General features: G+C 68.1%; 16 protein-coding genes. 13 read left to right on the top strand and 3 right to left on the bottom strand.

Annotation, left to right across the window (positions count from 1 at the left end; all coding sequences use genetic code 11):
* The first annotated feature begins 82 nt into the window (after positions 1-82).
* The 9 genes from E2493_RS06555 (at position 83) to E2493_RS06515 (ending at position 6355) form a co-directional block, all read left to right on the top strand.
* Positions 83-724 (top strand): nicotinate-nucleotide adenylyltransferase, encoded by a 642-nt coding sequence (locus E2493_RS06555; protein WP_135084949.1) that lies wholly within the window; start codon positions 83-85, stop codon positions 722-724.
* 9 nt (positions 725-733) lie between these two features.
* Complete coding sequence (gene rsfS / locus E2493_RS06550; RefSeq protein WP_135084947.1) at positions 734-1132, top strand: ribosome silencing factor; 399 nt, start codon at positions 734-736, stop codon at positions 1130-1132.
* Between the two features lie 88 nt (positions 1133-1220).
* Positions 1221-1643, top strand: coding sequence for a 23S rRNA (pseudouridine(1915)-N(3))-methyltransferase RlmH (locus E2493_RS06545; RefSeq protein WP_135084945.1), 423 nt, complete (start codon positions 1221-1223; stop codon positions 1641-1643).
* Positions 1644-1647: 4 nt separating this feature from the next.
* Positions 1648-2817 carry a murein hydrolase activator EnvC family protein gene (locus E2493_RS06540; RefSeq protein ID WP_135084943.1) on the top strand — a complete coding sequence of 390 codons (1170 nt, stop codon included), beginning with the start codon at positions 1648-1650 and terminating at the stop codon, positions 2815-2817.
* A gap of 107 nt (positions 2818-2924) precedes the next feature.
* Complete coding sequence (locus E2493_RS06535; RefSeq protein ID WP_135084941.1) at positions 2925-4274, top strand: S41 family peptidase; 1350 nt, start codon at positions 2925-2927, stop codon at positions 4272-4274.
* Between the two features lie 31 nt (positions 4275-4305).
* Positions 4306-4791 carry a disulfide bond formation protein B gene (locus tag E2493_RS06530; RefSeq protein WP_135084939.1) on the top strand — a complete coding sequence of 162 codons (486 nt, stop codon included), beginning with the start codon at positions 4306-4308 and terminating at the stop codon, positions 4789-4791.
* On the top strand, positions 4788-5363 hold the full coding sequence (locus E2493_RS06525; RefSeq protein ID WP_225421178.1) for a demethoxyubiquinone hydroxylase family protein: 576 nt from the start codon (positions 4788-4790) through the stop codon (positions 5361-5363). Before E2493_RS06530 ends, E2493_RS06525 begins: the two co-directional genes overlap by 4 nt.
* 1 nt (position 5364) lies before the next feature.
* Positions 5365-5844 carry a hypothetical protein gene (locus tag E2493_RS06520; protein WP_135084937.1) on the top strand — a complete coding sequence of 160 codons (480 nt, stop codon included), beginning with the start codon at positions 5365-5367 and terminating at the stop codon, positions 5842-5844.
* Positions 5845-5956: 112 nt separating this feature from the next.
* Positions 5957-6355: a hypothetical protein gene (locus E2493_RS06515; RefSeq protein WP_135084935.1), complete on the top strand. Its 399-nt coding sequence runs from the start codon at positions 5957-5959 to the stop codon at positions 6353-6355.
* Between the two features lie 13 nt (positions 6356-6368).
* On the opposite strand, the gene E2493_RS06510 is transcribed toward E2493_RS06515, so the two are convergent.
* Positions 6369-8117, bottom strand: a complete 1749-nt coding sequence (locus tag E2493_RS06510; protein WP_135084933.1) for a DUF885 domain-containing protein — start codon at positions 8115-8117, stop codon at positions 6369-6371.
* A gap of 105 nt (positions 8118-8222) precedes the next feature.
* Between E2493_RS06510 and E2493_RS06505 the strand changes: the two genes are divergently transcribed.
* Positions 8223-8432, top strand: coding sequence for a dodecin (locus E2493_RS06505; RefSeq protein ID WP_135084931.1), 210 nt, complete (start codon positions 8223-8225; stop codon positions 8430-8432).
* 63 nt (positions 8433-8495) lie between these two features.
* Positions 8496-9341 (top strand): hypothetical protein, encoded by an 846-nt coding sequence (locus E2493_RS06500; protein ID WP_135084928.1) that lies wholly within the window; start codon positions 8496-8498, stop codon positions 9339-9341.
* Positions 9342-9345: 4 nt separating this feature from the next.
* Here the strand turns inward: E2493_RS06500 and E2493_RS06495 are convergent, their stop codons facing one another.
* A complete protein-coding gene (locus E2493_RS06495; protein ID WP_135084926.1) occupies positions 9346-9927 on the bottom strand; it encodes a L,D-transpeptidase family protein in 582 nt (193 codons plus the stop codon).
* Positions 9928-10087: 160 nt separating this feature from the next.
* Entirely contained in the window at positions 10088-11440 is a 1353-nt protein-coding gene (locus tag E2493_RS06490; protein WP_135084924.1) for an efflux transporter outer membrane subunit, read from the bottom strand.
* A 124-nt stretch (positions 11441-11564) separates the two neighbouring features.
* Between E2493_RS06490 and E2493_RS06485 the strand changes: the two genes are divergently transcribed.
* Together E2493_RS06485 and E2493_RS06480 are read left to right on the top strand one after the other, a co-directional pair.
* A complete protein-coding gene (locus E2493_RS06485; RefSeq protein WP_135084922.1) occupies positions 11565-12812 on the top strand; it encodes an HlyD family secretion protein in 1248 nt (415 codons plus the stop codon).
* Positions 12809-14947, top strand: coding sequence for a peptidase domain-containing ABC transporter (locus tag E2493_RS06480; protein ID WP_135084920.1), 2139 nt, complete (start codon positions 12809-12811; stop codon positions 14945-14947). Before E2493_RS06485 ends, E2493_RS06480 begins: the two co-directional genes overlap by 4 nt.
* The last annotated feature ends 7 nt before the right edge of the window (positions 14948-14954 follow it).

Here is a 14954-nt window from a genome sequence, read left to right as displayed (position 1 = left end):
CTCCCGCACCCATAATGACGCCGGCCGATGCGCACGTCGAGGGCGTTCACCTTTCCGGGCGCGCCGTGCTATCGGCGCAATCGTGACACGTACCGGCCTTCTCGGCGGCTCCTTCAACCCCGCCCACCAGGGCCACCGCCGGATCAGCCGACATGTGCTCGACGCGCTGGCGCTGGACGAGATGTGGTGGCTGGTCTCTCCGGGCAATCCGCTGAAGGAGAAAGCGGGAATGGCGCCTCTGCCGGCGCGTTACGCCTCCGCCTTGCGGGCGTCTCGGGGACTGCCGATCCGCACCACCGCGATCGAGCGCGAGCTCGGCAGCCCGTTCACCTACGACACGCTGCTCGCGCTCACCCGACGTTACCCGAAGCGCCGCTTCGTCTGGGTGATGGGCGCGGACAATCTCGCGCAATTCCACCGGTGGAAGGACTGGCGGAAGATTGCCGCACTGGTGCCGATTGCCGTTGTCGCGCGTCCGGGATATGGTGGCGCTGCCCGGGCGGCTCGCGCCATGGGCTGGCTGCGGCGCACCGTCCGGCCCGCAGCCGGGGCCAGGGACTGGACAAAGTGGAGACCGCCGGCACTCGTGCTCCTGCAATTGCCGCTCGATCCGACGTCCGCCACCGGCATCCGCGCCGCCACTCCCCACTGGCACCAATCGACCCTATATTCGTTGAAACCCCAGGCCCTGCGCGACGGCGTGACGCGCAGGCCCATACTTTGAGGAGGCACATTGCCCGAAAACGACACGGCTCCCCCGACCAAGGGAGCGGCAGAACCGGTCGAAGCCCTGCACGAACTGGTGCTTCGGTCCCTTGACGACGATCAGGCCCAGGACGTCGTCACCATCCCGCTCAGCGGCAAGTCCAGCATCGCGGACCATATGGTCATCGCGTCGGGCCGCTCGACCCGGCAGGTCGCGTCCATGGCGCAGAAGCTGCAGCAGCGGATCAAGGAAGATCTCGGCCGCACCGTCCGGGTGGAAGGGCTGCCGATCGCCGATTGGGTGCTGATCGACGCCGACGACGTCATCGTCCACCTTTTCCGGCCGGAGGTGCGCACCTTCTACAATCTCGAGCGCATGTGGGCCTTCGAGGAGAATGCCGCGCCGGCGGCGACGGCGGCGCGCTGAGCTGCCGAGGAATGGCCGGCGCCCTCGCTCGCCGGCCGGCCTGGTGAGGGCGCTTCCCCGCCCCTGCCCACACGCGTAAGGCGGCGAGATGCTGCTTCACATCATCGCACGAGGGAAGATCGGGCGCAGCCCCGAGGGCGAGCTGGTCGAACGCTATCTCAAGCGGATCGCCTGGCCGACGAAGCTGACCGAGTTGCCCGAAACCGGCGGCAAGGTTCCGCCGCCGGCCGAGAGCTCGATCACCGTCCTCCTCGACGAAAAAGGCGAGCAGCTCGGCTCGCTCGCCTTCGCGCGGCGGCTCGAGCAATGGCGCGACGGAGGCCGCCGCGAGGCCCGCTTCCTGATCGGAGGGGCCGACGGCTTCGGCGACACGGAGCGGGCCGGCGCCGACCTTCTCCTCGCCTTCGGCAAGGCCACCTGGCCGCACCTGCTTGCGCGGGCGATGCTCGCCGAGCAGCTGTTCCGCGCCACGTCCATCCTTGCCAACCATCCCTATCACCGGGAAGGATAAGGGGATGCGCAGACGCCTTCCGATCCTGCTGATCCTGGCCATGGCCGGCGGCGGCTGGGCCTTGGCGCAGACCGGTGCCAGCCCCGAAGCGCAGGCGCTCGTCGCGGCGAAAGCGGAGGCGGAGCAGGCACGCCAGCGCTCGGAGCTGCTCGAGCGCCAGGCGGCGCGCGCGACCGGAGAGGCGGCGCGTGCCCGCGCCGCGGCCGCAGCGATCGCGGCACGGATCCAGGCCGCCGAGGCCGACATCACCGCCGGCGAGACCCGCATCCGCCTGATTGAGGATCTGCGACGGGCGCAGAGAGCGCGTCTGGCCGAGAAGCAGGCGCCGCTGATCCGCCTCACCGCGGCCCTTCAGACGATGGCGCAGCGGCCGTCGGCGCTCGCGCTCGTGCAGCCTGGCTCGGTCAACGAAATCGTCCGCGTCCGGTCCCTGCTCGCCTCCACGCTGCCGGTGATTAGGCGCAGGACGGCGGAGCTGCGCGCCGAGGTGGAGCGCGGCAATGCCCTTCGGCGCCAGGCAACGCGTGCCGTCGCGACGCTCGCCGCCAGTCGCGAGGATCTCAAGCAGAGGCGACTCGCCCTCGCCAAGCTCGAGCAGCAAGAGCGCGCCCGCTCCCAGAGCCTCATGGCCTCGGCTCTCACGGAATCGGATCGCGCTTTGGCGCTCGGCGAGGAGGCACGCGAGCTCGCCGCGCTGGCCAACACTCGCCAGTTCCAGACGCAGTTGCGCGCGCGGCTCGCGCAATTGCCTGGCCCCGTGCTGCGCCCGACCGCCGAGGAAGCGTCCGCGGCTTCACCGAAAGATGGCCCGGCTTATCGGCTGCCCGTCGAAGGACGCGTGCTGACCGGGATGGGCGAGATCTCCGACGCGGGCGTTCATGCCCGCGGCCTCACCCTCGAAACCGCCGCCGGCGCCGAGATCGTCGCGCCGATGCGGGGCCGCGTCGCTTATGCGGGACCGTTTCGCGGCTATGGCGCGATCGTGATCCTCGACCATGGCGGCGGCTGGACCAGCACGCTGACAGGCCTGGCGACGGTTACGGTCAAGCGCGGCGATGTCGTCGCCGCGGGCGCCCTGGTGGGCCGCGCCGCAGCGCGCACGCCCCGCGTCACGGTGGAGCTGCGCAAGAACGGCATCCCCTTCCCGATCGCCCCTCTGATCACCACATCTTGAGAGATGCGGCGACAATGCGCGCCGCGCCCATTCTCATTCACCTGCCGTTGCTTTTCGGCGGCTACAAAAGACGGTAAAGCGTCTGCAATCCAGCAGCAGGACACATCATGGCCAGCAATCTCCTCCGCGCCCTCGGCCTCGTCAGCGCCATTGCCATCATCCCCGCCGCCACGGCTGCCTTCGCGTCGGCCGAAGCGGACAGCATGCGCGAGTTCGACGAGTTCATGAACGTCTTCAACCGGGTGCGCGCGGACTATGTCGAGAAGGTCGACGACAAGACCCTGCTGCGGGGCGCTATCGACGGCATGCTCGCCAGTCTCGACCCGCATAGCTCCTATCTCGACGAGAAAGGCTATGAGTCGCTGATGACGACCACCGAGGGCGAATATGGCGGCCTCGGCCTCAACGTCACGCTCGAGGACGGCGCCGTGAAGGTCGTGGCCCCGATCGAGGATTCGCCGGGCTTCAAGGCGGGGCTCAAGGCGGGCGATTACATCACTCACCTCAACGGCAAGCTGATCTACGGCGGCACGCTCGACGAAGCCGTCGATCAGATGCGCGGTCCCGCGGGGACGACGATCAAGATCACCGTCGTTCGCCCCGGACGGGACAAGCCGTTCGACGTCACCCTGACCCGGGCGATCATCGAGCTTCCTGCCGTGAAGTGGGAGGTGAAGGACCGCGTCGGCATCATCAACGTCAACAACTTCAGCCGCACCACCACCCAGGAGACGCTGGCCGCGATCGCCGCGATCGACAAGTCGCTCGGCGCGCCGCCGCTCGGCTACATCGTCGATCTCCGCTCGAACCCGGGCGGCCTGCTCGACCAGGCGGTCGGCCTCTCTGACGTCTTCCTCGAGCGCGGCGAGGTCGTCTCGCAGCGGGGACGGCAGAAGAACGACATCGAGCGTTATTATGCGGAGCCGGGCGATTCGGCGCGCGGCCTGCCGATCGTGGTGCTGGTCGACGCCGGCAGCGCGTCCGCGGCGGAGATCGTCGCCGCGGCGCTGCAGGAGCATCACCGCGCCGTCGTGATGGGGGAGCGGACCTTCGGCAAGGGTTCGGTGCAGACCCTTCTGCCGCTGAGCAAGGACACCGCGCTGCGTCTCACGACGGCCCGCTATTACACGCCGTCCGGACGCTCCGTGCAGGAAGGCGGGATCACCCCGGACATCGAGGTGCCCCAGCTGTCCGATCCCGATTACAAGAGCCGCCCCCGGCTGCGCGAGGCGGACCTGCGCCGCCACCTGATCAACGAGGCCAAGGTGGAGGACAGCGTCGTCCAGGACGACGGCAAGCCCGATCCGCGGTTCACGGCCACGGCCGAGGAGCTGAAGAAGAAGGGCATCGAGGACTATCAGCTCCATTACGCCGTCCAGACCATCGCCCGGCTCGGCCGCACCGCCACGGCTGCCGCGGCGCCGGCGGCCGGTGGATCGAAGGCCGGCACGCGCTGATGCGGGCTCCGGGCGGGGGAGGGCCGCGCTGGTGACGTCGCTCCAGCGCGCAAAGATACTCGCGCTGCTCGTTCCCGCCGGCCTCCTGGCGGGCGCCTACGGGTCCGAGATCTGGGGCGGCCTCTATCCGTGCGAGATGTGCTGGTGGCAGCGTTATGCCCACTTCGTCGCCCTCGCCGCAGCGCTTCTCGCCTTCCTGCTCTCCCGCCTGCCGGACCGCGGCCGAAGCTTCGTCTGGCTGTCCGCGCTCGGAATTCTGACGAGTGGCGGCATCGGCGCCTATCACGCCGGTGTCGAAGCGGGCATCTTCGAAGGCTTCACCCAGTGCACGAGCACGGCCACAGGCTCCGCCGAAGACCTGCTGAAGAGCATCCTCAGCGCACCGCTCGTCCGCTGCGATCAGGTCCAGTTCGAGTTCCTCGGCATTTCCATGGCAGGATGGAACGCGATCTTTTCGATCGGGTTCGGTCTGGTGATCCTGTGGCTGAGTCTCCGCAAGCCGAAGAGGAGCGCATGACCGACGAGCGAGCCGACCAGACGAGCATGGCGATTCGGCCGCGCTGGCGCCCCGGCGATCCGCGGCCCGACATCCGTTCGATGGTACGCGTGGATCAGGCGGGGGAATATGGCGCCACCCGCATCTATGCCGGCCAGCTCGCCGTCCTCGGCAGCCGCCACCCTGCCGCCCGCGTGATCGCCCGCATGCAGAGCCAGGAGGAGCGGCATCTGCGCCATTTCGACGAGATGGTGGTCGATCGCGGCGTGCGCCCCACCCTTGTCCAGCCGTTCTGGAACGTCGCCGGTCACGCCCTCGGTGCCGCCACGGCCTTGCTCGGGCCGAGCGCCGCCATGGCCTGCACCGCCGCGGTGGAGACCGAAATCGACAAGCATTATGAGGACCAGGTCCGCAGCCTGGGTGTCGACGATCCCGACCTTGCCGGGACGATTCGTGAGTTCCAGGCCGAAGAGCTCGAGCACCGCGACACAGCCATCGCAGCCGGTGCCGAGGAAACCTTCGGCTACCCAATACTGTCTGGCCTCATCCGCGCCGGGTGCCGCGCGGCGATCGAACTCTCCAAGAGGATCTGAGATGAAATATCTGGTCATCGCCGCCGGCGCGCTCGCCGCCTTCACCGCTCCCGCCGCCGCCCAGCCAGCTGCGCCCGGCGGCGAAAGGATCAACCAGCTGATCGTCTATGGCGACGACCCCTGCCCGCCGAGTACCGATCAAGAAATCACCGTCTGTGCCCGCAAATCCGAGGGCGAGCGCTTTCGGATCCCCGAGGCCCTTCGCGGCAATCCCAATGATCCGGCCAACGACGCCTGGGCGGTCCGCGCCAGCGAGCTGCAATATGTCGGGCGCAGCGGCATCGGCAGCTGCTCGACCAGCGGACCCGGCGGCATGATCGGCTGCTTCAACGACCTGGTTCGGCAGGCCCGGGCCGAGCGTGCGACGCGAGACTCGGTCAACTGGAACCGGCTGATCGAGGAAGCGCGGCAGGAGCGGCTTGGCCGCATCGACGCCGATGCCGCCGCAGTCGAGGCGGAACAGGCGGACAACCGCCGCTAAGGGACGAGCCGCCGGCGAGGCGGGAACCAAGGGCAGCCCCTGCGGGTCTTTTCATCGAGCACCAACCTTGAGGAGCCGGCCTTTGCGGCGCCGGCTCGAGGAGGAAGCGAAGATGAAAGCTGCCCTGTCCGCCATCGCCGCCGGAACCGCCGCGCTGGCGCTCCTTGCGCCCGCACAGGCTCAGACGAATTCGAGGGAGCGGATCAGCCGCGTCGTCGTCTACGGCAGCGATCCCTGCCCCCAGGGACCTGACGGAGAAATCGTCGTCTGCGCCCGCCGGCCCGACGGCGAGCGCTATCGCGTCCCGCGGGAGCTTCGCGACGAGGTGACGGCGGACGATCCCGAGAGCACGAGCTGGGCTGCCAAGGCCGAGAGCCTCGAATATGTCGGCCGGGGCGGCATTCAGAGCTGCTCGACGACCGGTCCCGGCGGCGCCAGCGGATGCTGGGCCGAGATGATGCGCGCCTGGCGCTCCGACCGCCGCCAGCCCGATTCCAGCCAGCCCGACTAGCGACCGGGAGGCATCAGCCCTTCTCCGCTGCGATCCAGGCGTCGACCTGCGCCTCGAGCACGTCGAGCGGTACCGAGCCCTGGAGCAGCACCGCGTCGTGGAAGCGGCGCAGGTCGAACCTGGCGCCAAGCGCCTTCTCCGCCCGCGCGCGCAGCTCCTTGATCTTGAGCTCGCCGACCTTGTAGCCGAGCGCCTGCCCGGGCCAGCTGATGTAACGGTTCACTTCGGCGTCGATGTTCGCGTCGGACAGGGCCGTGTTCTCGCGCATGAACGCCACAGCCCGGGCCTTGTCCCAGCCCTTCGCATGAATGCCGGTGTCGACCACCAGCCGCGCTGCGCGCCACGCTTGGTAGGAGAGCTGCCCCATCTTCTTTGCCGGCGTATCGTAGAGGCCCATCTCCTCCCCCAGGCTCTCCGCATAAAGCCCCCAGCCTTCGGTGAAGGCGGTGAAGAAGGTGAAGTTGCGCCGGAACGGCGGCAGCTCCAGCTCCTGCTGCAGGGCGATCTGATGATGATGGCCGGGTACCGCCTCATGAAGGCTCAGGGCTGGTATCTCCCAGAACGGGCGCTGATCGAGCTTCGAGGTGTTGACATAATAGGTGCCGGCGATGCCGCTCTCCGGCGCGCCCTGCCCGTAGTAAGCGGTCGTGGTGCCTTCGGCGGTCTCGGCGGGGATCTCGCGGATTCCATAGGGGAGGCGCGGCAGGGTGCGGAACAGACCCGGCATCTTGCCGTCGATCATCTTGGTGACGCGCGCGCTCGCCCGCATCAGCTCCTCGGGAGTCTTCGCATAATATTCCGGATTGGTCCTGAGATCCTGGATGAACGCCTGGCGGCTGGCAAAGCCCGCCTGCCTGGCCACCGTGTCCATCTCCGCATTGATCCGCGTCGCCTCGCGGAGCCCCAAAGCGTGGATTGCATCCGGCGTCAGGTCCGTCGTCGTCTCCTGGCGCACGCGAAACGCATAATAATCACGCCCACCAGGCTGGGCCGAGATGCTGTCGGAGCGAGCGCAGCGGGGCGCGTAGACGGTCCGGTAGAATTGAGCGTGCTTCGCATAAGCAGGGTTCAGCACCTCCCGAATGATGCGCTGCGCACGTGCCTGCAGGCCGCTCCACTCCTCTTCGCCGACATCGGCAGGACGGCTGCCGGCGAACGGCTCGTAGAAGCGCGACTGCTTCGGATCCTGAGCGATCACACCCGTGATCGACTTCTCGCTATTGGCGAGCACCGAGCAGGGAAGAACGTAGCCGCCGCGAACCGCCTCGCCCGTGATGGCAAGCGCCTCGTCGTTCATCCGGGGATATTGCTCGAGACGGGCGAGATAGCTCTCGAAATCGCGGCGGGTCCGAAACGGCAGTCCGCTGGCCATGCCGGCGAAGTTCTGGTGCCATCCGGCATAAGTGGTGAACAGCATCGTCCGCTGGCCGAACCTGTTCGCTTCGACCGTCTCCATGAGGGAGCGCCTGAGGATTGCGCGGCTCGTCCGCTCCGGGGCGGTGAGCCCCGCGTCCGGGATCTTCTCCAGACGCGCGAGAAACGCCGCCGCCTCGGCAGCGCGCCGATCGGAGGCAGCGAGACTGAGATCCTCGATACGATCGTCGTAGTCGCGAACGCCCAGGGCGGTGGCGTAGGTGGGGCTCTCCTTCAGCAGCCAGGCATAATGATCGGTCAGCAGCTGGCGGAAATCGTCGGAGGGGGCTGCCGCGACAGGCACGGACACGGCGAGGGCGGCGGCAAGGGCGACGGCGAAGCGAGGCATTCGGTCTCTCCAAGGGAAAACGCCCCCTGTCTAGCCGCCGATGCGTGAAAAGCGAAACGATCCCCCCGCTCCGGCCGTTGCCGTGCAAAACAATGGAGCAAGACCATGAGCGACAATGTCTACAAGATCGTCGAGATCGTCGGCAGCTCGACGACGGGCATCGAGGACGCGATCGAGAAAGCGATCACCCGGGCCGCATCGACCCTGCGCGACATCAGGTGGTTCGAGGTGAAGGAAACGCGCGGTCATGTGGAAGACGGGCGGGTAGCCCATTACCAGGTGACGCTGCGGATCGGCTTCACGCTCGACGGCTGAGGCGCACACCATTGCCGTCTCTCAGCCACTGTGTTATGCTGGTAACACAGTGGAGGGGGTGACATGGCATTTCTGATCGAATTCGTCGCGTCCGCGGTTCTGCTTCCGGTGCCAGCCGCGGCGCCCCTCGTGGACCGCTGCCCGTCAGTCGCGGAATACGCAGCCTGGCGCGAGGCACCCGATCAGCAATGGGATTTCCACTCGGACACGCTCACCGTCATCGGCGCGATCCACTCGCGCGATCCCGCGCATGAGCAGTTCGGGAGGATTAGGGCGGCATTCCGCGACGCGCGACCCGGATTGGTCTTCTTCGAAGGACCGGACCGAGGGACAGCCACGAACGCGGAGGAAGCGATCCGAACCTCCGGCGAGTCCGGCTATGTCCGCTTCCTGGCGACGCAGGCGGGAATCAAGACACGATCGCTGGAGCCCTCGCCGAGCGAGCAGATCAAGGCGTTGCTCGCCCAATTTCCAGCCGATCAGGTCCTGCTCTTCTTGGTGCTGAGGGAAGCGGCCCGGCTGCGCGAGAGGGAAGGCCTCTCCGGCGCGGCGCTCGACGACAAGGTCACCAGCCTGCTCCAACGGGCGGCATCCCTGCCCGGCGCGGCTTCGAGCCCCCTACCCTTCGCCGATATTGCCGGCCTCCAGGCCGCGTCCGAGCGCTATTGGCCGGGACGCGACTGGAGAAGCGCCGACGCTTCATGGTTCTCGCCAAGCGCAGACGATCGCGTCACCGGCGGAGTCTTCGCCGCCGCGATCAATCGCGCCGACAGCACAAACCGCAACCGGCACATGGCCGCGCAATTCGCCCAGGCGGCGGCAGCGGGCGAGCGGCCGTTCGTGGTCGTTGGCCGCAACCACGTTCCGATGATCGCGCCGAGACTCGCCTGCCTGCTCGAGCAACGCTGATCGCTCAGCGCGTTCCGATCGTCTCCAGCGAAGGCAATGCGCCGCCGACCATGGCGAGCGCGTCCTCAGGGCTCGATGGCGCTTCGTCGATGATGTGGACGGACGCACCAAGCTGGGTGATGCCGAACAGCTTCTGCGCGAAGGCGTGCGGCAGCCGGACGCAGCCGTGCGAGGCGGGGGTGCCGGGACTGGCGCCCGCGTGGAGCGCGATCCCGTCCCACGTCAGCCGCTGCATGAACGGCATCGGCGCGTCATTGTAGAGATTGGATCGGTGATCGCGCTTTTTCTGGAGGATCTCGAACGTGCCGGTCGGGGTTTCATGTCCCGGTTTGCCCGTCGAAACGGTCGAGACCGCGATCAGCGTTCCGCCGCGATAGACATAGGCGAGCTGGAGGGGCAGGCTGACGACGATCTCCACTGGACCGTCGGCCGCGCGTTCCGGCTGCCAGACGTAACGGCCTGGATCGAGCGCCTGACTTTGCTCGATTCCAGACAAGCTCTGCGCCGAGACCCCGGACAAAGGCGCAAGACAAAGAACAAAAGCAAAGGCCGTCCCCCGCACGACCCACGCAGGCGTGCGCAACATAAGCCACTCCAAGCAACTCGATTACGATATGTTTTGGAAAGCCACGCGACAGACTGTCTGACGCCCGATCTTTCTTGCCTGCTTAACGCAGGTAAGGGACTTTAGTGCCAAGCTTTCAGCGACGTGGCGGTAAAAAGCCGGGAATTGCGCTTGCCCGATTTCAGACCGGCCAGCCGCCCATCGCGGTCACCAGAGTCACGATCGCAGCCAGGCGATCGCGGACGGCAAGGGCGTGCTCCTGCTCGACGTCAAGCAAAGACCTCTCGGCATCGAGCACGGTCTGGAGGTCCGCCGCCCCTTCCACGAACTGGCGCCTGGCCAGGCTGGCGGTGCGCCGCGCCTCCTCCAGCGTGGCGGCGAGAAGCTGTCGCCGCCGCTCGGCTTCCTCGGACGCGGCGAGCGCATCCTCTGCGTCGCGCAGCGCGGTGAGCAAGGTACCACGGTACGTCTCCACCGCCTCGTGCTGCGCCCCTTCCGCGACGAGCAGCCGTCCCTTGTTCCGGCCACCGTCGAAGATCGGCGCAAGCAGATTTGCCCCGAGGGTGGTGACCAGCTGCACCGGGCCGGCTGCAGCCTCGATCATCGAGCTGCCCGACAGGGTCAGGCGTGGCAGGAAGGCGGCGCGGGCCTGGCTGACATTGCCTTCCGCTGCCGCGATGCGGGCCTCGGCGGCCCGCACGTCCGGCCGGCGGAGCAACAGGTCGCTCGGCTGACCCGGGGCAAAGGACGGCAAGACCAGATCACCGAGCGCGGCACGCGGCGCGGCGAAGCGAGGCGCTTCCTCACCGGTGAGCGCGGCCAGCGCGTTGGCCGTGTGACGCCGGGCCTCGACCAGCTCCGATCGCTGCGCTTCGATGCGCCGAACCTCGACGCTCTGGCGGCCCGCGTCGACCTGCGTCGCTGCGCCCTCTCGAACCCGGACGAGGATGATCCGCTCGAGCTCGCGCGCGTTGTCGAGCGAGCGATCGACGAGAGCGATACGATCGCCGAGCGCGGCATGATCGAAAAAGGCGCGCGCAACCTCCGCCTCGACGAGCAGGGCGATCGCGTCACGATCGAAGACGGCCGCCGCGAGCCGCGCGCGCGCCGCCTTTCTGCCGGCCGCTGCGCCGCCGAAGAGGTCGGCTTCCCAACTGATCTCGGGGCCGACGGACAGGATGTCGTTCAACGGTCCTGCCGTCCCGCCGCCGCTTCGCTCCCCCGTCAAGCCAGCAGCACTGGCGGAGAGCATTGGCAGGGCCGCTGCGCGCGCCAGCCTCAGCTCGCCTCGCGCCTGCACGATGCGGGCGCGAGCGATGGCGATGTCTACGTTCCTGTCGCGCGCCTGGGCGACGAGTGTGGCCAGCTCCGGCGATGCGAAATCCTCCCACGAGTCCGCAGCCTCTCCGGCCAACGGTGGCGGCGCCTGTTGCCACTCCTGAGAAAGGATGTTCGGTGCGATCGCGAGCTGCGGCGTCGGCGCGCAGGCGACGCAGGCGAGCGGCAGCGCAATCGTCGGGCGGAGGCGGATCATCGGCCTTCCATAACCGGCGGCGGTAAAGAATGAGCGAAAGCGCTGGTTTCGGCCGCCTTAACCGCGCCTTGAGGATTAGCCTCTAGAGATTTCCGCGAGACAGCGACGGCGGTTGCAACGGGGAATGACGACCAGGCTCTTCCGGCAGGAGGTGATCGAAGCGGGACGCGATCGGCTCACCGGCACGGTCGTCGCGGCCGTGCCGCCCGGCTCGCGTCTGTACACGGCCGTGCTTGCCGGGGCCGCGGCCCTGCTGATCGTGCTGCTCGCCCTCGGTCAATATGCCAGTCGCGTGCAGGTGAAGGGCGTCGTCGCGCAGGCAAGCGGCATCGCCCATGTCGCCGCCCCATCACCCGGTCTGGTCCGCGAAGTCTATGTCGAGGAGGGCGCTGAGGTCGCGGCGGGCGCACCGTTGGTCGCGCTCTCGCTCGCCGTCGGTCGCGACGCGGGAGGAGAAGGCCTCTCCGGCAGGCTCGCCGAGCTCGAACGGCAGGACGCTGCCCTCGCCCGCCAGCAGGCGCTCGCCTCCAGCCTCGGCGCCTCCGATGCAAGCGGGATCGCCCAGCAGAAGACCGGCTTGATCGCGTCGATCACCTCGCTCGAACGTCAGCGCAGCCTGGTCAGCGGCCAGATCGCCCTTGCCGAGGCCAATCATCGGCGGGCCGTCCGTCTCGCCGAGGAAGGCGCCGGTACGCAGCGTCAGGTCGAGGAGAGCCGCGGCGAGCTCCTTTCGCAGCGGCTGGAGCTGGAGCGGCTCGCCGAGCGGCTGGCGACCCAGCGCGAGACGCTGCGCGGGCTCGACACGCAGATCGCGTCGCGGCGGATCGATTCCGAGCAGTCGCAGGCGGAAATCGTCGCGCAGCGTGCCGCGCTTGCCGATCAGCGCGCCGCCCTGCTTCGCCTCGACCGTCTCGTCCTCACCGCCCCGGTCGGCGGTGTCGTCGGGGACATTGCCGCGCGAACGGGGCAAAGCGCGGAGGCCGGCGCTCCGCTGGTCACCATTCGCCCGCCCGCCGGCAGGACCGAGGTCCAGCTCTACGCCCCCTCGCGCGCGATCGGCTTCGTCAAGCCCGGCCAGGACGTGCGGCTGATGTTCGACGCCTTTCCCTACCAGCGCTACGGCGCCGGCCGCGGCGTCGTTCGCTGGGTCTCGGAGGTTCCGATCGATCCCCGCTCGCTCGATCCCGGCCTCGGCATCACAGAGCCGGTGTTCCGCATCCGCGTCGATCTCCAGCAGGGGCCCGCCTCCGGCGGCGGCGCCGCGGAGCAGGCGTTGCGACCCGGGATGACGCTTTCGGCGAATCTGCTGCTGGAGCGCCGACGCCTCTGGGAAGTGTTCCTCGATCCGGTTCTGCGGGCGATGCGAAAATGAGCGGCGGCATCGATTGGCCCTGGTCGAGCCGGGTTCGGCCGATGCTGCAATCCGAGGCCGCGGAGTGCGGCCTGACCTGCATCGCCATGGTCGCCGCGCATCACGGCCACCGTGTCAATGTCGGCGGGCTGCGCCGTAAATTTCCCACATCGATGAAGGGTGCCACGCTGGCGCAGCTGATCGACGTCGCCGCCGAGCTGGAGCTGGCACCTCGTGCGCTCCGCCTCGACCTCGACGAATTGGGCAAGCTGCAGCTGCCGGCGATCCTGCACTGGGACCTGAACCACTTCGTCGTCCTCGAGCAGGTTGCGGGCGAACGCGCGACGATCCTCGATCCCGCGGTCGGCCGACGCACGCTCGGCCTCCCGCAGCTGAGCCGACACTTCACCGGCGTTGCGCTGGAGCTCAGCCCGACCGCAGTCTTCCGGCCGGTCGATGCGCGGGTGCGCACCCGCCTCGCCGATCTTTGGACGCGCATGTCCGGCTATGGCGGCGCCATCCTGCAGCTGATCGTCCTATCCCTGCTGCTGCAAGCGACTGCGCTTGCCCTGCCCTTCTTCCTGCAGCTGAGCGTCGACGAGGCAATAGCCCAGGGTGATGCAGGCCTGATGGGGCTGCTCGTCGTCGGGTTCGGGATCGTCTACGCGCTGAACGCCGTCATCCAGGCGCTCCGCGCCTGGGTGGTGCTGACGCTCGGCCAATCGATGTCGTTCCAGCTGATCGGCAACGTGTTCCGACACCTGGTGCGCCTGCCGATGAACTATTTCGAGAGCCGCCACGTCGGCGATCTGATGTCGCGCATAGGATCGACCCAGCCGATCCAGTCCATCCTTACCGAAGGGTTGGTCAACGCGCTGATCGACGCACTCCTCGCCGTGACCACGCTGGTCGTCATGGCCCTGATCAGCGTCAAGCTGATGCTGCTCGTGCTGCTCTTCACAGGCCTATACATCGCGTTCCGCTTCGCCATCTATCCGGCCCTGCGACGGCGCACCGAGGAGGAGATCCTCGCCCGGGCGAACGAGGAGACCTTCCTGCTCGAGAGCATCCGCGCCATGCGCGCGATCAAGCTCCACGTGCACGAGGCGCGGCGGGAGAGCGGATGGCGCAACCGTTATGCCGACGTTGTCTCGGCCCGCTACCGCAGCCAGATCTACAAGATTGCCAGCCGCCTCGTGGAGAGCATCCTCTACGCCGGCCAAATCCTGTTCGTCGTCTACGTCGCCGCGCTCGCCATCATCGCCGGCGAGATGACGGTCGGCCTGATGCTCGCCTTCCTGTCCTACCGATCGAGCTTCATGAGCAGCGCGACGTCTCTGATAGACCATGCCGAGAGATGGCGGCTGCTCCACCTTCATCTCGATCGGCTATCCGACATCGTCGCCGAACCGCGTGAGAACGTGCTGCCGGCTTCCCCGCGGACGGAGATACTCCCCGCGCCGGGGATCCGCGCCGAGGGCCTGACCTTCGCCTACGGCCCCGATGAGGCGCCTGTGCTGCGCGACATGTCGTTCCACATTCCCGCCGGCAGCTACGTCGCCATTGTCGGCGCTTCGGGTGCCGGCAAGACCACCTTGATGCGGATCATGCTCGGCCTGCTGACGCCGACCGGCGGCCGCCTGCTGGTGGACGGCAAGCCCCTGACGCCGGCGACCGTATCCAACTGGCGCGCCCGCATCGCCGCCGTGCTGCAGGACGATCAGCTGCTCACCGGCACCCTCGCCGACAACATCGCCTTCTTCGATCCGGCGCCCGACCAGCGGGCGATAGAGCAGGTCGCGAAGCTCGCGCGGATCCACGATACGATCGAGGCGATGCCGATGGGCTACCAGAGCCTGATCGGAGACATGGGCGCCGCTTTGTCGTCCGGCCAGCGTCAGCGCGTGATGCTCGCGCGGGCGCTCTACCGCGATCCCGATGCGTTGTTCCTCGACGAGGGCACCGCCAACCTCGACGAGGAGAACGAGCAGGCGATCGCCGACATGCTCGCCGGACTCTCGGCCACGCGTGTCGTGATCTCCCACCGCCCGATCCTGGTCGAGCGGGCGGAGATCGTCTTCCGACTGATCGACGGTCGGATGGCGCTGGTGGAGGATCGCCGCGTCAGGCGACCGGAAGCCCTGCGCACGGCCTGACGCGGCG

Source organism: Sphingomonas parva (ex Maeng et al. 2020) (assembly GCF_004564275.1).
GTDB classification, from domain to species: domain Bacteria; phylum Pseudomonadota; class Alphaproteobacteria; order Sphingomonadales; family Sphingomonadaceae; genus Allosphingosinicella; species Allosphingosinicella parva.
The sequence above is the reverse complement of the archived record's forward strand: the minus strand, read 5'-3'. Positions and strand labels throughout refer to the sequence as shown.